At 71.2% G+C, this 19443-nt stretch carries 14 protein-coding genes and 1 tRNA gene; 8 read left to right on the top strand and 7 right to left on the bottom strand.

Going from position 1 to position 19443, the window contains the following annotated elements; translation table 11 throughout:
• Positions 1 to 29 precede the first annotated feature (29 nt).
• From MHA02_RS06065 to MHA02_RS06050, 4 genes are read right to left on the bottom strand one after another with little or no spacing between them, the layout of a single operon-like run.
• Positions 30 to 905, bottom strand: a complete 876-nt coding sequence (locus tag MHA02_RS06065; protein ID WP_147077581.1) for a hypothetical protein — start codon at positions 903 to 905, stop codon at positions 30 to 32.
• Positions 902 to 3280 carry a tryptophan 7-halogenase gene (locus tag MHA02_RS06060; RefSeq protein ID WP_147077579.1) on the bottom strand — a complete coding sequence of 793 codons (2379 nt, stop codon included), beginning with the start codon at positions 3278 to 3280 and terminating at the stop codon, positions 902 to 904. Before MHA02_RS06060 ends, MHA02_RS06065 begins: the two co-directional genes overlap by 4 nt.
• Entirely contained in the window at positions 3280 to 3939 is a 660-nt protein-coding gene (locus MHA02_RS06055) for an AAA family ATPase (protein ID WP_238180371.1), read from the bottom strand. Before MHA02_RS06055 ends, MHA02_RS06060 begins: the two co-directional genes overlap by 1 nt.
• Positions 3936 to 4988 (bottom strand): methyltransferase, encoded by a 1053-nt coding sequence (locus tag MHA02_RS06050; protein WP_147077577.1) that lies wholly within the window; start codon positions 4986 to 4988, stop codon positions 3936 to 3938. Before MHA02_RS06050 ends, MHA02_RS06055 begins: the two co-directional genes overlap by 4 nt.
• A gap of 382 nt (positions 4989 to 5370) precedes the next feature.
• On the opposite strand from MHA02_RS06050, the gene MHA02_RS06045 reads away from it, so the two are divergent.
• From MHA02_RS06045 to MHA02_RS06025, 5 genes are read left to right on the top strand one after another with little or no spacing between them, the layout of a single operon-like run.
• Positions 5371 to 5673, top strand: coding sequence for a DUF3467 domain-containing protein (locus MHA02_RS06045; protein WP_147077575.1), 303 nt, complete (start codon positions 5371 to 5373; stop codon positions 5671 to 5673).
• A 41-nt stretch (positions 5674 to 5714) separates the two neighbouring features.
• Entirely contained in the window at positions 5715 to 7574 is a 1860-nt protein-coding gene (locus tag MHA02_RS06040) for an efflux RND transporter periplasmic adaptor subunit (RefSeq protein WP_147077573.1), read from the top strand.
• A gap of 11 nt (positions 7575 to 7585) precedes the next feature.
• The gene (locus tag MHA02_RS06035; protein WP_147077571.1) at positions 7586 to 9733 is read left to right on the top strand and encodes a PqqD family peptide modification chaperone; all 2148 of its coding nucleotides are present in this window, start codon (positions 7586 to 7588) and stop codon (positions 9731 to 9733) included.
• Positions 9726 to 11753: a preprotein translocase subunit SecA gene (locus MHA02_RS06030; RefSeq protein WP_238180372.1), complete on the top strand. Its 2028-nt coding sequence runs from the start codon at positions 9726 to 9728 to the stop codon at positions 11751 to 11753. Before MHA02_RS06035 ends, MHA02_RS06030 begins: the two co-directional genes overlap by 8 nt.
• Before the next feature lie 25 nt (positions 11754 to 11778).
• Positions 11779 to 12654 carry an efflux RND transporter periplasmic adaptor subunit gene (locus MHA02_RS06025; RefSeq protein ID WP_147077569.1) on the top strand — a complete coding sequence of 292 codons (876 nt, stop codon included), beginning with the start codon at positions 11779 to 11781 and terminating at the stop codon, positions 12652 to 12654.
• Positions 12655 to 12727: 73 nt separating this feature from the next.
• Here MHA02_RS06025 and MHA02_RS06020 read toward each other — a convergent pair.
• Positions 12728 to 12804 (bottom strand) — tRNA-His (locus MHA02_RS06020).
• A 160-nt stretch (positions 12805 to 12964) separates the two neighbouring features.
• On the opposite strand from MHA02_RS06020, the gene MHA02_RS06015 reads away from it, so the two are divergent.
• From MHA02_RS06015 to MHA02_RS06005, 3 genes are read left to right on the top strand one after another with little or no spacing between them, the layout of a single operon-like run.
• Positions 12965 to 14782: a chloride channel protein gene (locus MHA02_RS06015; RefSeq protein WP_147077567.1), complete on the top strand. Its 1818-nt coding sequence runs from the start codon at positions 12965 to 12967 to the stop codon at positions 14780 to 14782.
• 58 nt (positions 14783 to 14840) lie between these two features.
• Positions 14841 to 15920, top strand: coding sequence for a tartrate dehydrogenase (locus MHA02_RS06010; protein ID WP_147077565.1), 1080 nt, complete (start codon positions 14841 to 14843; stop codon positions 15918 to 15920).
• An 11-nt stretch (positions 15921 to 15931) separates the two neighbouring features.
• Complete coding sequence (locus MHA02_RS06005; RefSeq protein ID WP_147077564.1) at positions 15932 to 16756, top strand: 3-oxoadipate:acetyl-CoA acetyltransferase; 825 nt, start codon at positions 15932 to 15934, stop codon at positions 16754 to 16756.
• A 28-nt stretch (positions 16757 to 16784) separates the two neighbouring features.
• Here MHA02_RS06005 and MHA02_RS06000 read toward each other — a convergent pair whose 3' ends face one another.
• Positions 16785 to 17711: an oxidoreductase gene (locus MHA02_RS06000; protein WP_147077562.1), complete on the bottom strand. Its 927-nt coding sequence runs from the start codon at positions 17709 to 17711 to the stop codon at positions 16785 to 16787.
• 48 nt (positions 17712 to 17759) lie between these two features.
• Positions 17760 to 19217, bottom strand: coding sequence for a serine protease (locus tag MHA02_RS05995; protein ID WP_147077560.1), 1458 nt, complete (start codon positions 19215 to 19217; stop codon positions 17760 to 17762).
• Between the last annotated feature and the right edge of the window lie 226 nt (positions 19218 to 19443).

The raw sequence follows: 19443 nt of genomic DNA, 5'->3' as shown, positions 1-19443 counted from the left end.
GACGCTACCGATATCGCGGCCGGAAGGTCTCAAAGAAGGCCGTAATAGGCACTCTTCGTGACCGTCAGCTTTCCGTCGACAACGGCATAGTCGATTCCGAGATCGAAGAGCAGATGCGACAGGCGCCGGCGCTCCGCACGCACGAAGTCGCGGATCGCCGCCGGATAGGCGAGCCGGTCGAGGAAATACAGCAATCCGTCGACGTCGATCCGTGAGAAGTAGACGCCGTCGCAGAAGCGCTTGTTGGCGACGACGACGACACCGCAGCGCATCAGCTCGGGCCAGAGGATCGCGTCGAGGTCGAGGCCCGGCAGGTCGAGATGCGCCGAGCAGGCGGCCTTGGCCACGATGGCCTCGCGCTCGGTCGCCGTCTCGAAGAAGCTGTAGAGGTTGTCGAGGACGAGGCCCTGGGCGGTGAGGCCGTAGCACAAGCCGGAGGAGACGCTGCTGCCGGGATTGCCGAGATAGACGTTGAGCCGGTCGAGGCCGCGCTCGCCGCGCGCCAGGGCGTCGTCGAGGTCCAGCGAGAACATGAAGTAGGGGCGCGCGCCGGCATAATGCAGGCCGCAGGGGGCGAAGGGCGCGAGGATCGCGAGCACGCGCTCGATCGAGACGCTGCGCTCGAGCCGGGCATAGTCGTAGAAGTAGAACTCCCAGGTCGTGACGCCGCCGCGGAGCTTGGCGCCCCAGACGCTGTGGCCGGGACCGAGGCCGGCCCGCAGCGCGTCGCAGATCGCGAAGAGACGCGGGTGTGCGCCCGCCGCAGCCAGGGAGTGCCAGAGGAGGGTGGACTGGCGCAGGCGGCCGGCCGTGGGGCCGAGGGGTTCGTAGTCCCACAGGCAGTAATCGGCGTAGCGGTCGCCCGGCGCGGCGAATTCGAGGCGTGCCGGGTCGAGGCGGGTCATGAGCCCGCCATGCCGGAATAGACGGTAAGGAAGGGCTGTCCGTCGCGCCCGACGCCGCCGGCGACGTGCCCCAGGGCCTCGTCGCGGCGCTCGGCCAGGACCGTCGCGACCGCCTGGGGGGCGATGCCGAGATCGGCGAAGGCCGCCGCGAGCAGCGCCTCGGCGTCGGCCACGGCGAGGCCGCAGGCATAGAGGTTGAGGTCATACGACAGGCGCGGCCCCGGCTCCTCGCGAGCTTCGAGATAATGGACGGCGCCCCGCCCCTGATCCTGCGCCAGCCAGAGCAGGGTGCGGGCGAGGCCGACCACGCCCGAGCCCGCCCCGCCCCAATCCGCGCCCATCCGCTTCAGCCGGGCCTCGATCGCGTCGGGCTCGCGCACGCGCGGCCAATGGTAGAGCGTCACGACCGGAGGCGCCGCGTCGCGCGGGCTCCACTTGTAGGCGCGGTGGACGAGGAGCGGCTCGCCCTCGGTCTCGTCCTGGCGCCAGGCCGCATCGGAGCGGACCGACCATTCGACGTAGAGCTTGTAGAGGGCGCCGGAAGGACCCTCCTCGTAGCCGAGATGCAGCACGTCGGCCTCGCCGATCAGGCCGGCGGCCTCGGTGCGCTCCCGCTCCGGCAGGCCGAGCTTGGCCGCGAGCGTGTCCAGCGTCTGCCCGGGCTGCGGTCCGAGGCTCGTGCAGTGCAGGCTCACCAGGAAGCGCTCGACCTGGAGCCCGGCCGGCGTCGCCTTGACCGAGCGCTCGTAGCCGTAGGGCTGGCCGAGGCCGGCGACGAGGTCGGCCAGCCGCGCGCCGTCCGGCGTCCGGCGCAGGCTCGCCGGCCCGGAGGCGGTGCCGGCGGCCGCCGGCGCCACGCGGGCGGTCGGCTCGGGGGCCGGTACGGTCCCATGCAACGGTTCGAGGAGACGGCCATGCGGCGCCATCGCCTCGGCGACCTGCGCGGCGCGTGCCCGGATCTCGGCGAGGTAGCCGCCGAGTGCGCGCCCATCCGCGACGTCGACCGGGGCGAAGGCCCGGCGCGGCAGGAAGTCGGCCCCGGTGAAGAGCAGGTAGTAGTCGGTCTCGCCGAAGACCGCGTCCTCGCGCGGCACGACATGGCCGGCGACTTCGTAGAGGTCGAGACGGTCGGCGAGCCCCTCGGGAAGCATGGCGGCGCGGGCGGCAGCCCAGAGCGGCTCGGGCCGGCGGCCGAGCACGTAATGCGCGGCCAGCGCCTCGAGCGCGTCGTCGTGCAGGCGGTTCATCCGGGCGATGTAGGACCGGCGCAGGATTTCCGCCCCCTCCCCGCGCGGCAGGTGCTCGACGAAGGCTTCGAGGGCTACGAGGTCGAGATCGAGGCCGAAGCCCGCCAGCGGCTCGACGGCGCGGGCCGCCGCGCCGAGGGCGACGACGTTGCGCAGCCAGGGATTGCGGCGGCCGCTGCGCAGGCTGCGATGGACGATGCTCTCTCCCGGGCCGATCGCCGCCGTCAGGGCCGCATGCGCAGCCTCCGGCGTGGTCGCGTTGCCGTCATAGGCCAGCATGGCCTCGGTGCGGCCGGCGAGCGACAGGGACACGGTCCAGCCCTCGGGCCGCCCCACGTAGGTCGTGAAGGGCGAAGGATCCCGCGCGGGCGGCAGAGACAGGCTGACGAGGCTGTTGCAGGCAGCATCGCCCGCGATCCAGGCTTCGCCGAGCGTCCCGCCGATCAGCAGGGCCGCCGCGCCGGTGCAATCGAGGAAGACATCGCCCTCGACGCTGCCGCCGCCTTCGAGATCGAGGGCGCGGATGTTGCCGGAGAAGTCGCGGCTCGCCCCGAGTACACGTGCGGGCACGGCCCGAACGCCTTCCGAGAGCGCGATCTCGCGCAGGAAGCGAATCAGGGCGGTGCGGTCGAGATGATAGCCGTAGCTGCCGGCTTCGACGGTCGAGGATATGCCCGTCTCGGGCCGCGGACCACGTCCCGTCGCAGCCATCAGCGCCTGGGGCGAATAGTCGGCGTAGGCTCCTCCCGAGCCGCCCTCGTGGCGGTGCTTGAGCCAATAATGGAACAGGTCGCGCCCGTTCACGCGCGGGCCGCAGGGTCCGAACGGATGCCAGTGGCCCTGCCCCACCTCGAACCAGTCGTCGAAGCGGCTGGCGACCCGATAGGTCGCCGCGCAGCGGCGCATGAAGATCGCCTCGTCGATGCCGAGGCCGCGCAGGAAGCGGGTCAGGATGGGGCGCGTCGCCAGGCCGATGGGCGGCCCGGCCGGCGGAACCGGCCCGACCACCGTCACCGTCCAGCCGACCCGCCGCAGCATGCGCCGCAGGTAGGCGGCGGCGGTCCAGGCCGCGAGGCCGCCGCCGGCGATCACGAGGCGCGGCGGCGCGGTGCGCGATGGTCCCAGCATCAATGCGGCTCCGAAGGCGAGGCGGCCGGCGCCACGAGCGCTGTCAGGGCACCGAGGGCTTCCGCGAGGTGGTCGGCCAGCGTCCCGAGGCCGAGGATCTTGTCGGCCCCCGGCCGCACCCGGTCGCGCTGAAGCAGGTAGGTCGGGTGGAGCAGGGCGTCGTAGCGGCAGAGATAGGCGTCGAGGGCGTGCAGCAAGCCGGGGGCTCCCGACGGGTCGCGGCGCGCCTCTCCGGTGAAGCTGCGGAGCTTGCGCGCGAGCGCCACGTCGAGGGGCAGGTCGAGCCAGATCAGGTGGTCGATGAGCGGCCCGGTCCCGGCATGGGCGCGGCCGAGCAGGGTGTCGAACACGATGACGGGGCGGCCGGCGACCGTCCCGTTCAGGCGCAGCATGCGGCCGCCTTCGCGGTCCCGAACCGGCTCGCCGTTCCGGAGCCGCGCAAGGTCGGCGGCGAGGCCCGGCACCGGGATCTCGTCGAGGGGCGCGCCGCGCGCCATCCAGGCCGAGACACGCTCCGGCGGCCAGCCGGTGATTTCCTCGTAGGCATCGTAGGAGAGCACGGGCGCGCCGAGCCGTTCCGCCAGGGCGCGGGACAGCGTCGTCTTTCCGCTTCCCGGCGGCCCCGCGACGGCCACGACCAGCGCCGGCCTCGCGCTCACGATTCGCCCCCCGGCTTGCGGGCCACGATCAGGTGGAACGGCGTCTCGAGCCGGATGCGGTCGACGGCGATCTCGGGAAAGCCCTGCGCTCGTAGAATTTCGGTGTAGAGGCCGGCCTCGCGGAAAAACGGCTGGAAGACGAGGTCGGCGGCCTGGACGTAGCCGGCCGGGCGGTCGCGGAGCGGCACGGGCGTGCGTTCGTAGACGACGAGGCGTCCCCCCGGCGCCAGCGCCTGCGCGGCGCGGGCGAGGAGAGCGCAGGCTTCCTCCGGCGGCCAATCGTGCAGCACCGACTTGAAGGTGACGAGATCATGCCCTTCGGGCAGGGGATCGCGCCGCATGTCCCCCGGCTGGAACCTCACCCGCGCGGCTTCCGGCCGTCCCGACAGGTTCTCGCGGCCGAGGGCGCAGACCACCGGCAGGTCGAACACCGTGGCGGAGAGCCCCGTAGCGCGCCGGCAGGCCTGCGCGGCGAACTCGCCGCTGTTGCCGCCGAGATCGAGCAGGCGCCGGTGACCCGCGAGGTCGATCCGCTCGAGGCAGGGGCCGGCCTCGTAGCGCGTCAGGCAGGTCGTGTACGAAACCCAGCGCCGGGTGGCGGCCAGGTTGTCCGGGGTGACCTCGAAGCAGCGGTCGTAGCGGAACAGTTCGAAGGTGCGTGAGGCCGCCATGAAGGCCGGAAGATCCGCGATGAAGGCGGGAAAGCAGCGGCGCAGGTCCTCGGCGGCCGCCGCGGCGAAGCCGAGCTTCGCCGCGATCAGGTCGCGGTACGGCAGCACGGCGCGAAAAGCCGGGGTGAGCGCCAGCAGGCCGGGACCGGGCTCCTCCACGATGCCGCCCCCGACGAGAAGTCCGGCGAGGCAGTCGAACCGCGCGCGATCGAGACGAAGCCCGGCGGCCAGCGGATCGGCGGGGACCGTCGCCTGCCGGTCGAGACGGTCGATCAGACCTCTCTCGAACGCGAAGGTCAGGGCGTGGGCGACGACTTCGCTTTCGAGGAAGCGGTCGACCCGGGGAAAATTGGCCTGGTCCACGTGCGGTTCTGACATCTCGTCGGTCGATCCGCCGACCCCAGCGGCCGGCATCAGCGTGCGGAGAGACCGCTCGCACAGGAGCGCGGTCGCGGGCATGGCCTTCGCGACGGAACGCGAATTCTGAGACGCTGGATCAACGCAAAATCCTTGGAGACCACCACCCCTGCCACAATCCATTCGTGATCGAATCGCACAGAGCGTGCATGAGCTCCTACTGTGCTGTCTCGCCGACAGGCAAGGCAACGTGGATGTGCTAGGGGTCCGAGGCAAGCCGCCATTCCGATGGCGGCTTTATTCGTGAAACGTCTTGTCGAGGACTTCGGTCGTTCGCGCCCTGCAGCCCGTATCGGCCGGCGCGGATCTGAGTCCGAACGTATAGCGCCAGGGGGAAAGAGTCGTGAGCGAGAGCAACGAGGCCAAGGCAGGCGCGGCGGATCAGGTGCGGGCCATCGAGTGGCGCGAGACCGACATGGCGACCCAGTTCGCCAACGTCGTGAACGTTCAGGGGACCCGCGAACAGGTGGATCTGTTCTTCGGAACGAACCGGACCTGGAATCTTGCGGAGACGGCGAACGTCGTCGTCGACCTGTCGAACCGCATCATCCTCACGCCGCTGGCCGCCAAGCGCCTCCACTCGGTCCTCGGCGGCGTCCTGACCGAATACGAGAACCGTCACGGCCGCCTCGATCTCGACGCCTAAATCCGGAAGCAGAACGTCGTCACGAAGGGGGTCGAGGGGCGATGAGCGAGCGTTTGGCGGCGGAGATTGCGTCGACGGCCGGGCCGGCCGCGCGCCTGCCCCTGGTCGAGCCGGCGCTCTGGCAGGTTCTCCAGACCGCCCAGACCCTTCAGGCGGCGGCCGAAGCGTGGCTCATGCTCCAGGCGCCGATGCTGGGAGCGCCGCGTGCCAGCGTGCTGATCCCGGGGACCTCGGTCGGCCTCGCGCCCATCGCGGTGTATCCGATCCAGACCGAGTGCGAGGTCGGCCTGCGCGAGACGGCCGAGGCCGCGCTTCGCGAGAACCGGCCCGTCGTGCAGGCCATGGAGGACGGCGGCTCCGGCGCCTGGATCGCGCTGCCGGTCGCGCTGGACGGCGAGCGCTTCGCGGTGACGGCCTTCGCGATCGAGGGCCGCGACAAGGACGAGCTGCGCGGCGCGATCCGCCAGATCCAGTGGGGCAGCGCCTGGCTCGTCGCCAAGCAGGCCGAACTGATCGGACGCGGCAACCAGAAGACCCTGGCCCGCTCGTCGTCGGTCCTCGGACTGCTCGCCGGTGTCCTGGAGCAGTCGCGCTTCTCCGCCGCCTGCACCGCCGCCGTGACCGACCTCGCGATCGCCTTCGGCTGCCAGCGTGCCGCGATCGGGTTCATGCGGCGCGGCACCGCCCGGATCAAGGCGATCTCCCACTCCGCCCAGTTCGGCCGCGAGATGAACCTCGTGCGCCGGCTCGGCGCCTGCATGAACGAGGCGATCGACCAGCGCAGCCTGATCCTGTTCCCCGCCCCCGAGGGAGACGTCTACGTCACCACGGCGCACGAGGATCTGGCGCGCCTGCAGTACGGCGGCCGCGTGCTCACCGTGCCGATGCTGGTCGACGACCGCTTCGTCGGCGCGCTCACGCTGGAGCGGCCGGCCGACCAGCCCTTCAGCCTCGACACGATCGAACAGATCAACGCCTGTGCGGCGGCGATCGGCCCGGTCCTCGAAGAGAAGCGCCAGAACGACCGCTGGCTCGCCGCCAAGGCGGCCGAGTCGGTCATGGACGGCATGCGGCTCGTCGTCGGTCCGAACCGGACCGGGCTCAAGCTCGGCATCGCTGGCGTCCTCGCGGCCATCCTCGCCCTGTCGGCGATCAAGATCGACTATCGCGTGACCGCCGACGCCCGGATCGAGGGGCTGGTCCGGCGCTCCGTGGTGGCTTCGTATGACGGCTACCTGAAGACGGCCGAGCACCGGGCCGGCGACACGGTCCGCAAGGGCGATCTCCTCGCCGCGCTCGAAGATCGGGACCTCGCCCTGGAGCGCCTGCGCTGGGTGACCGAGCGCCAGCAGCGCACCTACGAATACGACAAGGCGCTCGCCACCCGCCAGCCGGCCACGATCAACGTGGTCAAGAGCCAGATCGATCAGGCGGACGCGCAGATCCGCCTCCTCGACGAGCAGCTGTCGCGCTCGAAGTTCCACGCGCCCTTCGACGGCCTGATCGTCTCGGGCGACCTCTCCCAGGCGATCGGCGGGGCGGTCAGCCGCGGTCAGGTCCTGTTCGAGATCGCGCCGCTGGACAGCTACCGGGTCGTGCTCAGCGTCGACGAGCGTCTCATCGCCGACCTGAGCGAGGGCCAGACCGGGCACGTGCTCGCCACCTCCCTGCCCGACCAGCCGCAGGCGCTCACTGTGCAGACGATCACCCCGGTGGCCGAGGCCAAGAACGGCCGTAACCTGTTCCGCGTCGAGGGCCGGATCACCGACGGCGCGACCCGGCTGCGGCCGGGCATGGAGGGCATCGCCAAAGTCGATGTGGACCGGCGCCTCCTCGTCTGGGTCTGGGCGCGGCCGATCGTCGACTGGCTGCGCCTGAGCCTCTGGCACTGGTGGCCGTGAGGACGTGAGGCATGTCCCAGTCGCTGTTCAGCCAATCCTGGTACCGGGTCGCGGCGCTCCGCCCGCGCCTACGCCGCCACGCCGAGATCCATCGCCAGAGCTTCCGCGGCGAGATCTGGTACGTCCTGCAGGACCACCAGACCGGGCGCTTCCACCGCCTCTCGCCTTCGGCCAACCTCATCCTCTGCCTGATGGACGGGCGCCGCACCCTGCAGGACATCTGGGAGCGGGCCGCACGCCGCAATGAGGACGACCCGCCGACCCAGGACGACACGATCCGCCTGATCTCGCAGCTCCACGGCTCGGACCTGCTCCAGGGCGACCTGCCGCCCGACCTCGCCGAACTCGCCGAACGCTCGGAATCGACGGCCCGGCGCACCCTGATGGCCCGGGTCAAGAACCCGCTGGCGCTGCGCTTCGCGCTGTTCGATCCCGACGCCCTCCTCGACCGCCTCGCGCCGTTCTACCGGCCGATCTTCTCGCTCTGGGGACTCGCGGTCTGGCTCGCGGTCGTCGTCGCCGGCCTCGTCGTCGCGGCCCTGCACTGGGGCGAGCTGACGGGCGACGTCGCGAACCAGATGCTCTCGGCGCAGAACGTCGCGCTGATGCTGTGCCTCTACCCCGTCATCAAGGCTCTGCACGAGACCGGACACGCCTGCGCCACGAAGGCCTGGGGCGGGGAGGTCCACGAAGTCGGGATGATGCTGCTCGTCCTGTTTCCGGCGCCCTATGTCGACGCGTCGAGCTCCGCCGCCTTCCCCAGCAAGTGGCAGCGGATGATGGTGGCCGCGGCCGGCATCTTCGTCGAGCTGTTTCTGGCGGGGGCCGCCGCCATCGTCTGGGCGCTGGCCGAGCCGGGCCTGGTGCGGGCGGCGGCCTTCAACGTGATGGTGATCGGCAGCATCTCGACGCTGCTGTTCAACGGCAACCCGCTGCTGCGCTTCGACGGATATTACATCTTCGCCGACCTGATCGAGATCCCCAATCTCGGCTCGCGGGCGAACCGCTACGTGTTCTACCTGATCGAGCGCTACGCCCTGAAGGTCGAGGGGACGAAGAGCCCGGTCACGGCCCAGGGCGAGCGGCCGTGGATGCTGTTCTACGCGGTGAGCGCGTTCGTCTACCGCACCACCGTCTCGATCGCGATCGCGAGCTTCATCGCGACCCAGTACTTCGTCTTCGGCGTGCTGCTCGCGCTGCTGGCGCTCTTCGGCATCGTCGTGACCCCGCTCGTGAAGGGCATCAAGTTCATCCTGTCGGACCCGAAGCTGAACGGGCGCCGCCGGCTGGCGATGACCGTCACGGGGACCGCGGCGCTCGCGGTGTTCGCGATGCTGTTCGTGATCCCGCTGCCCTACACGACGATGGCGCAGGGCGTCGTCTGGGTGCCCGACGACACGCAGATCCGCACCCGCACCGACGGGATCCTGACGAACCTCCTGGTCCAGCCGGGCCGGGACGCGCAGGCCGGCGAGGCTCTGGCCCAGCTCGAGGATCCGAGCCTCGACAGCCGCGTCGCGGTCCTGCAGGCGCAGCTCGCCGAGCTGCGCCTGCGCTATGACGCGGCGCGGCTCGGCGACCGCGTCCAGGCCCAGATCCTCCAGGAGCAGATCGCCAGCACCCAGGAGATCCTGCGCGTCTACAGCGAGCGTCAGGCCGGGCTCACGGTGCGCGCCGAGCATTCCGGGCGCCTGATCGTTCCGGGCGCCGTCGACCTCCCCGGGCGCTACCTGCGCCGCGGCGAGCGCATCGGCTACGTGCTGACCGCCGACGATCCCGTGGTTCGCGTGGTGGTGCCGCAGACGGACGTCGACCTGATCCGCAACCGCACCCAAGCCGTTGCCGCGCGTCTGGCCGAACGGCCCGAGGAGGTCCGCGTCGGCGCGATCCGCCGAGAGGTGCCGGGCGCCCAGCAGGAGATCCCGAGCCTCGCCCTTGCCACGCAGGGCGGCGGCACCATCGCCGTCGACGCGAGCAACCCGCAGAAGCCGATCGCGCTGCAGAGCATCTTCGTCTTCGACGTACAGCTCGCCGGCGGCCTGCCGTTCAACGTGCTCGGCGAGCGCGTCTATGTCCGCTTCGATCACGGGGCGGAGCCGGTGGCGTGGCGGGCGCTCCGCAGCCTCCGTCAGGTCTTCCTGAGCCAGTTCCGTGTCTGAGCCGCTCCTCGCCCCCTCGCTGGTCCCACAGGCCGAGGCCGCTTACCGGCTGCCGCAGGCCCGGGCCTATACCGAGCGCAAGCCCCTCAAGCCCGATCGTCTCGACCAGGCCGTGGCCCAGGTCGTCGGGCTGGTGCGCGCCGGCCTCGCGGGGGTGAGCGCGCGGCGGTACGGGCGCATCGCGAAGAACGCACTGGCGCAGGCGCAAGGGATCGCGGCGCTGTCCGACGCCGCACTCGACGCGCGGGTGCGCGGTCTCGCCGGCATCTTGCGCGGTCGCACGGCCTTTCGCGATGCCGACATCGCCGACGCCTTCGCCCTGATCCGCGAGGTCTCCGGCCGGGTCAGCGGCCAGCGCCATTACGGCGTGCAGATGATGGGCGCCGCCGCCCTGCTCGACGGACGCATCGCCCAGATGGCGACAGGGGAGGGCAAGACCCTGACGGCGACGCTCGCCGCGGGCGCCGCGGCGCTGGCCGGACTTCCCGTCCACGTCGTCACCGTCAACGACTACCTCGCCGAGCGCGACGCCGAGCTGATGCGTCCGCTCTACGCGGCGCTGGGCCTGACCGTCGGCGTCATCAAGGAGAAGCAGGAGTTGGCCGAGCGGGCGCAGGCCTATTCCTGCAACATCACCTACTGCACCAACAAGGATCTCGCCTTCGACTACCTGCGCGACCGCATTGCCCTCGGCCAGCGGGCGAGCGACGTCCGGCTGAAGCTGGAGAGCCTCTACGCCGCGGTGAGCCGGCTCGGGCAGCTGCGCCTGCGCGGCCTGTACTTCGCGATCGTGGACGAGGCCGACAGCGTGCTGATCGACGAGGCCCGCACGCCGCTGATCATCTCGGCGCAGGCCGGCTCGCAATTCGCCGACGACGTGCTGTCGCGGGCGATGGAGATCGCCAAGGCGCTGCTGAGCCCGCGCGACTACCTGATCGAAGCCTCCGAGCACCGGGTCGTCCTCACCGAGGCCGGCCGCGCGCAGATCGCCGAGCTGGTCTCGGGCGACGGGCAGGCGTGGCGCGGCCGGGTCACCCGCGAGGGGCTGGTGCGTCAGGCGCTGTCCGCGCTGCACCTGTTCCACCGGGACGAGCACTACATCCTGCGCGACGGCAAGATCGTGATCGTCGACGCCAATACCGGCCGTGTCATGCCGGACCGGACCTGGAGCGACGGCCTGCATCAGATGGTCGAGCACAAGGAGGGCTGCGCGCTGTCGAGCGCCCGCACGACCCTCGCCCGCATGACCTACCAGCGCTTCTTCCGGCGCTATGCCCGCCTCTCCGGCATGACCGGCACCACGCGCGGCGTCGCCGCCGAGTTCTGGACGGTCTACCGGCTGCCCGTGGTGCGGATTCCGACCCATCGGCCGCTCAAGCGCAAGCATCTCCCCGACGAGATGCTCCCCGACGAGGCGGCGAAATGGAAGCGGGTGACCCAGCGCATCGCCGAGTTGCACGCGCGGGGATGCCCGGTCCTCGTCGGCACGCGCTCGGTGGCAGCCTCGGCCCGGGCGAGCGCCAACCTGACCCAGGCCGGTCTGCCGCACACGGTGCTGAGCGCCGCCCAGGACAACGCCGAAGCCTCGATCGTCTCCGAAGCCGGCCAGCAGGGCCGCATCACGGTGGCGACGAACATGGCCGGGCGCGGCACCGACATCAAACTCGGCCCGGGGGTCGCCGAACGCGGCGGCCTGCACGTCATCATGGTCGAACGCCAGGATGCGCGCCGGATCGACGACCAGCTCGCCGGCCGCAGCGGCCGCCAGGGCGAGCCGGGCTGCTTCCAGGCGATCCTCTCCCTCGACGACCCGCTGCTTGCGGGGGGCTTCGTCAAGAGCGGTCTGGCCCGGCGCATCATGGCCCTGCTCGGTCCCGAGCGGGGCCAGGCCTTCGGCTGCCGCCTGCTCCGCTTCGCCCAGTTCCGGACCGAGCGCCTGCACGCGCGCATGCGCGCCGACCTTCTGCGATCCGATCAGATGCAGGATCGCATCCTGGCCTTCGCCGGACATTCCGAATGAGACGCCGCCGAATGAGGACCCCGTGATGACGTCTCGGCCCCTACGCCGCACGCAGCTCATCGCCCTCTCGCTCCTGGGAGCATGGTTGGCGGCGCCGGCCGGCGTCGCCGCGGCGCAGGAGACCCGCGTCGATTGCGTGGTCGAGCCCGCGCAGAAGCTGAAGATCGGCAGCGCCACGCTCGGCATCCTCAAGAGCGTGCCCGTGAACCGCGGCACCACCGTCAATGCCGGCGACGTCATCGCGCGGCTCGATTCAAGCGTCGAGGAGGCGAACGTCGCCCTCTCGCGGGCGCAGGCCGAATCCGTGGCCACCATCGAGGCCCAGGAGACCCGCGTCGAACTCTACAAGCGGCGCCTCGACCGCCAGAGCCGGCTCTCCAAGGGCATCGTCACCCAGGAGCGCCTCGATCAGGTCGAGGCCGATTACGAGATCGGCCGGCGCGACCTGCAGACCGAGATCCTCAAGCGCAAGCTCGCGGGGATCGAGCTGATGCGCGCCGAGGCCCAACTCGAACTGCGCATGATCCGCAGCCCGATCCGGGGCATCGTGACCGAGCGCCTGATGTCCGCGGGCGAATTCGTGCGCCAGGACAGCGCGATCTTCACCCTCGTCCAGCTCGATCCGCTCTATGTCGAGGCGTATCTGCCGGTCTCGCGCTGGAAGGAGATCAGCCTGGGGATGGCGACGACGGTCGAGCTCGACCAGCCGATCGGCGGCACCTACGAGGCCAAGGTCACGGTCGTGGACCACGTCTTCGACGCCGCGAGCGGCACCTTCGGCGTGCGCCTGGAACTGCCGAACCCGGATTTCAAGCTGCCGGGCGGCCAGCGCTGCAAGGTCGGCTTCCCTTCAGCCCAGAAGGGCCCCCTCGCGACGGCCGTGCCCCTCGGCGGGCGGTAAGGTGTTGAACCGCAGCCAAAATGCAAAAGGGGCCGGCGCAGCGCCAACCCCTTGCATCGTCACGACAATTGAATGGTACCACCGCCCCGGCTCGAACGGGGGACCTCTTGATCCACAATCAAGCGCTCTAACCAACTGAGCTACGGCGGCACTGCGGCAGCGTGTATCGTGCAGGCCGGCGCTTTTCAAGCGGTCGGATGACGGATCGCGGCTCCCCCGACTCCTGCGTTGAACGGCGGGGCGCAGCCCGGTAGGCCCTTCTCCATCGCCGCTCGCGCGGCCCGGCCGTGGAGGGGGAAAGCGCCCGTCGATGAAGCCACCCTCTCTCGGCGCTGCGCGGCGCTTGGTCCAGGCTCCGGAACGGCTGCGCGCGCTCGTGCGCGGCAGCGAGGCGGGGCTCGTCGTGCTCGCCGCACTGATCGGGGGCGTCGGCGGCCTTGCGGTCGTGGCGATGGGTGTCGTGACGCAGGTGCTGCGCGAGGCGCTCTACCACCTGCCGCATGGCAGCCGGCTCAGCGCCGTGACCGAATTGCCGGTGGAGCTCGCCTTGGCGGGGCCGGCCCTCGGTGGGGCGCTGCTCGGTCTGCTGGCGCTCGCCATGGCGCGGGGGCGAAAGGGACAGCCCCGCAGGGCGATGATCGATCCGATCGAGGCGAATGCGCTGCATGGCGGGCGGATGTCGCTGCGCGATTCCGTCACGTTGGCCGTCCAGAACGTGATCTCGAACGGTTGCGGCGCCTCGGTCGGGCTCGAAGCCGGCTACACGCAGATCGCCGGCGGCCTCGCCTCGCGGGCCGGCATCGCTTTCGGCCTGCGCCGCTCGGACCTGCGCACCCTGGTGGGCTGCGGCGCGGCCGCGGCGATCGCAGCCGCCTTCGGCTCGCCGCTCACCGGCGCCTTCTACGCCTACGAACTCATCATCGGCACCTACACCATCGCCACGCTCGCGCCGGTGGTGGTGGCGGCCTTCTGCGGCAGCCTCGTCGCGCAGGCCCTGGCGACGCAGGCGGCCTTCGTGGACGTGCGGGCCCTCGCCGGCAGCATGCGGCCCGGTATCACCGTGGCGAACACGTTGCCCTGTCTCGCCCTCGGCCTCGTCTGCGCCGGCCTCGGCGTGGCGGTCATGCGCGGCGTCACCCTGGTCGAGCAGGGTTTTCGCCGGACCGGCATGCCGGGCGCGCTGCGGCCGACCCTGGGCGGCCTCTGCGTCGGTGCGCTCGCCTTCGTCACGACGCCCCAGGTACTCTCGGGCGGGCACGGCGCCTTGCATTTCCACCTGTCCGATTCCGGGGCGAGCCTCGGTGCGGCGGCGCTCGCAGGCCTGTTCGTGGCCAAGGCGGCGGCCTCGGCCATCTCGATCGGCTCGGGATTTCGCGGCGGGCTGTTCTTCGCCTCGCTCTTCCTCGGGGCGCTCGCCGGCAAGATCTTCTACGTGCTGGCACCCGGCATCGACGCCATCGCCATGACGGCGACGGCCTATGCCATCGTCGGAATGGCCGCGCTGGCGGTCGCCATCGTCGGCGGCCCGCTGACGATGACCTTCCTGGCGCTCGAGATGACCGGCAGCTTCCCGCTGGCCGGCCTCGTGCTGGTCGCGGTCATCGCCTCCTCGCTGACCGTCCGAAAGACCTTCGGCTACTCCTTCGCGACCTGGCGCTTCCACCTGCGCGGCGAGAGCATCCGCAGCGCCCACGACATCGGCTGGATCCGCAACCTCACCGTCGGCGGCCTGATGCGCCGGGAGGTGCGGACCGTCCCCCTCGACACCCCCCTCGCCGTGTTTCTGCACGAGCACCCCCTCGGCTCGCCCTCGCGCGTGGTGACGACCGACGCCCGCGAGCGCTATGCCGGCATCGTGCTGGTGCCGGAGGCCCATGCCCATGCCGGCAACGGCGAGGACGGCCGCCTCGCCGACTTCGTGCGCAACGTCGACGACGTGCTGCTCGCCGACATGAACGCCAAGCAGGCCATGGCCACCTTCGACCGCACCGAGAGCGAGGCGCTGGTGGTGGTCGACGGCACGGTGAGCCGAAAGGTGATCGGCCTCCTCACCGAGAGCCATACGCTGCGCCGCTACAGCGACGCCCTCGACCGCCAGCGACAGGCGATGGTCGGCGAGACGTCTTGACCTCGGGCCGGCGTGCGGCACTTCCCGCGGGAACGGCACTCGCCCGCGGAGACCAGACATGGCCGGCACGGCACGCAGCTACCGCATCGCGGTGATCCCCGGCGACGGCATCGGTAAGGAGGTCGTGCCCGAGGGCGTACGCGTCCTCGAGGCTGCCGCGAAGCGGCACGGCTTCACCCTGAGCCAGGACTGGTTCGATTTCGCCTCCTGCGACTACTACGAAGCCCACGGCCGCATGATGCCGGAGGATTGGAAGGCGCGGATCGAAGGCCACGACGCGATCTTCTTCGGCGCCGTCGGCATGCCTGAGCGCGTGCCCGACCACATCTCGCTCTGGGGCTCGCTGATCCAGTTCCGGCGCGAGTTCGACCAGTACGCCAACCTGCGCCCCGTGCGCCTGATGCCGGGCGTCAAGAGCCCGCTCGCCGGCCGCGAGCCGGGCGACATCGATTTCTGGGTGGTCCGCGAGAACACCGAGGGCGAGTACTCGAATGCCGGCGGCCGCATGTTTGCCGGCACCGAGCGCGAATTCGCGATCCAGGAAACCGTGATGACGCGCCACGGCACCGACCGCATCCTGCGCTTCGCCTTCGACCTCGCGCAGTCGCGGCCGAAGAAGCATCTGACCTCGGCCACCAAGTCGAACGGCATCTCGATCACGATGCCGTTCTGGGACGAGCGCGTCCGCGCCGTCTCGTCCGACTATCCCGACGTGCGCTGGGACCAGTACCACATCGACATCCTCACCGCGCATTTCGTGCTGAACCCGGACCGCTTCGACGTCGTCGTCGCATCGAACCTGTTCGGCGACATCCTCTCGGATCTCGGCCCGGCCTGCACCGGTACGATCGGCATCGCGCCCTCGGGCAACATCAACCCCGAGCGGCACCATCCCTCGGTGTTCGAGCCGGTCCACGGCTCCGCCCCGGACATCGCCGGACAGGGCATCGCCAACCCGATCGGCCAGATCTGGTCGGGCGCGATGATGCTGGAGCATCTCGGCGAGAAGGACGCCGCCGCCGAGATCGTCTCGGCGATCGAGCGGGTGCTGAGCGAGCGCACGCTGCGGACGCGCGACCTCGGGGGGAATGCGGGGACGGCGGTGTGCGGGAAGGCCGTCGTCGAGGCGCTCGGATAGGAGATGAGCCGATGAGACCCGTCGTCGTCGCCGTCGCGATCACCGGTTCGGTGCCGCGCAAATCCGACAACCCGACGCTTCCGGTGACGCCGGCCGAGCAGATCGCGTCGACACAGGCTGCCTACGAGGCGGGCGCGGCGCTGGTGCACATCCATGTCCGCAACCCGGACGAGACGCCCTCCTCCGATCCGGATCTGTTTGCCGAGGTGCAGGCGGGAATCCGCGAAAACTGTCCAGGGATGATCGTGCAGTTCTCCACCGGCGGGCGCGGGCGCGATCCGGCTGCGCGGGGGCTCTCGCTCCGGCACCGGCCGGACATGGCCTCGCTCTCCACCGGCTCGGTGAACTTTCCGACGATCGTCTACGAGAACCCGGCGGCGCTGGTCACGGAACTGGCCGGGAGCATGAAGGCGCTGGGCGTGCGGCCCGAGATCGAGATCTTCGATCTGTCGCATCTGCACGGCGCGCGCCGGCTCGTCGATGCGGGCCTGATGGATGACCGTCCGCACGTGCAGTTCGTGATGGGCGTGCAGAACGCGCTGCCGGCGGAGGAGCGGCTGCTCGACATCCTTCTCGCCGAGACGAAGCGCATCCTGCCGAACGCGACATGGACCGCCGCCGGCATCGGCCGTCACCAGACCGCGGTGATGGGCTGGGCGCTGGAGCGCGGCGCCGACGGGATTCGCACGGGGCTGGAGGACAACATCCGGCTCACGAAGAGCCAGCTCGCGGACGGCAACGTCGATCTCGTACGGGTCGCCGTCGCCATCGCCGCGCGGAACGGCGCTCGGCCGGCGAGCTGTACCGAAGCGAGGGCCATGCTCGGCCTCGCCTGACTCGCCTCTCGATCGATCGCCCGGAGGCTCACGTCAGGAAATCCACTCCCGTCGACGCCTCGGACACCGTCCATAGCCGCCGCGCATCGGCCTCGTCGCGTGCATGCGGGAAGACCTGGGACAGGGCCGGCCACCCCCGCGCCTCCCAGATTCCGTCCGGGCCATAATAGCCCCCGCCTTCCGCCTTGGGCGCGGTGGCGGCGTAGAGGAGAGGCAGCGCGCCCCGCGCCGCGGATTGGCCCAGCAGGGCGAACAGCAGCCGTCCCGTCAGCCGCTGCACCGGGCTCGCCCCGCCGCCGCGGCGGATGATGGCGGTGCGGGTGATGCCGGGATGCACCGGGATGGCCCGCACCTCCGAGCCGGCCGCCCGTAGCCGCCAGTCGAGTTCGAGCCCGAACATCAGCATCGCGAGCTTCGACTGCCGGTAGGCGGAGCGCGCCGCGTAGGCCCGGAACTGCAGGTCGTCGAAGTTCAGCGTCCCGCGCTGGTGCGCGATGCTCGCCACCGGGACGATCCGCGAGGCCGGCCCGGGCCGGAAGCTCGGAAGCAGCAGACCGGTCAGGGCGAAATGTCCGAGGTAGTTCGTGGCGAGTTGCCGCTCGAACCCGTCCTCGGTCTCCTGTCGCTGCGGCAGCCAGGCGATGCCGGCATTCAGCAGCAGGATGTCGATGGGCCGCCCCTCCACCCGCCACGCCTCGGCGAAGGCGCGCACGGAGGACATGCTGGCGGTATCGAGCGGTTGGAATTCTAACGCAGCACCCGGATGCACCCGCCGGATCGCCGCCATGGCGCGCTGGGCCCGACCGGCATCGCGCGCCGCCAGCACCACCCGTGCCCCGGCTCCCGCGAGCGCCAGCACAGCTTCGTATCCGATGCCGCTCGTCGCGCCGGTGACGATCGCGAGCCGGCCGTCCTGCGCCGGGATGTCGGCCGTGGTCCATCGTCGTTCGGGCATGGAGCTCGCGCCGGAGGCTGATCGTGGGCGATCTTATCGATCGCCGCCCTATCGCCCGCAAGAAATCGCGACGACCGATCCCAGCACCGGGGCCGCCGCCGCGCCGAGGCTCGCCCCCTGCGGGTGCGCGGGCGCGAGCTCTCCGGGTGCCACGCCCGCCTGCGCCAGGAAGGCGGCGATGGTGCCGGCGGGGACGAGGGCGTGGCTCGTCGGCGGCATCACCCCGGCGATGAGACGCGGGGTGGCGGGGAATCGCGCGACGAGGCCGACGAGGCGGCCGGAACGGTCGAGGACCGGCGCGCCTCCGGCGCCGGGTTGAAGCGGGGCGAAGACGCTGCCGGCGCCGGCCGTGCCGGGAGCCACCGCCGCACCCTTCGCCTCGGCGCCGAGCACCACGAGGGCCTCGCCGGAGGCCGGTGCTTCGACGCGGATCGCGGGCGGCTGCGCACCCTGCGCGTGCTGGCCGCCCTCCAGCAGCGCGAGGGCGCCGGTTGGATCGCGAAGCGTCAGCCGTGCCGGAGCCCCGCCGATCAGCGGGCTCGGACAGGTTTCGAGCGCCGCTGCGGCAGTCAGGACCCGGCCATTGCCGAGGGCGAGGCCGGTGGCGACGGGACGCGCGACCGAGCCCGGAAGCGGCGGCGGGGCGAACGGCGCGGGCGCACCAGCGCCGGGCCTTGCGCCGCCGGGAGAGAGGGTCGCGCTCGGTGTGGCCTCGGGCGCCGGAGCCGCGTTCGGAAATGGCGAAAAACTGTTGGCGACGGCGATGACGAGCCGGTCGACCTCGGCCGTTAGAGTCTTGTCGTAGCTCATGGTGAAGCCGCGGATACCGTCCGCGCCGGCCGCGTGCCGGATGTAGAACCGGCCGGTCGGCGTCTCGCCGGTCACCACCAGAAAGTCCGGCTTCCTGACCTTGTAGGTCACCTTACGCTCCGGCGTCACGGCGGTCGCGCGCTCGAACAGGGCGTCGAGGTCGGTACCGCCCGGCGGCGAGGACGTCGTGTCGAGGGTCACGCGGCCGTCGGTGCTCTGCCAACGGGTGCCGCGCGGCAGCGGGCTCTTCCGTGCGAGCAGCTTCTCGGGCACGCCGATGACCGCGCCGCTCGCCGGATCGGCCTGGACGGTGAAGCGAAGGGACTTTCGCACCGCTTCGCCCGCGGCATCGAGAGCGGGGCGGTCCCGGACGGTCAGGATGCCAGTGGGCTCGACACCCTGCCGCCGCTGCCAGCCGACGATGCCCTCGTAGGTGCGGCGGCCGAAGGTGCCGGCGGTCACCGCGTTGTAGTCGCCGGTCCAGACCAGCGAATCCTGGATCGCCCGGCGCTGCGCCTCCGGCAGCGCCTCGAACGCCGCGCGGGCCGCCTCGTAGGCCGGGTCGGCCGCAGGCTGAGCCGGAGCGGGCGGCCTGGGTTTCGCCGTGGGCAACGCCGGCGCGGGTCCCTGCGCATGCGCGGCGGGCACCAGGAGCAAGCACCACCCGAGGACGGCCAAGCGAGCAGGCTGCATCATCGTCGTCGAGTCTCCCGGTGGGCTCATGTCGGGCCGGTACGCTGCCGCACCGGCCGGAGACAGATGCCATGGCCGAGCGGCAAGGGAAATCGCAGTGCGTCGCGCGATCGAAGTCCAGGCGATACGCGGCCTGAATGGTGCCGCGCACATTTATACCGAACCGGCATCCGCTCCAGCGAAGAGCGCTCGTGCGGCCGTTGCGGCCGGCAACGGCCGTGATAGCGTG

The organism is Methylobacterium haplocladii (assembly GCF_007992175.1).
GTDB classification, from domain to species: domain Bacteria; phylum Pseudomonadota; class Alphaproteobacteria; order Rhizobiales; family Beijerinckiaceae; genus Methylobacterium; species Methylobacterium haplocladii.
The sequence above is the reverse complement of the archived record's forward strand: the minus strand, read 5'-3'. Positions and strand labels throughout refer to the sequence as shown.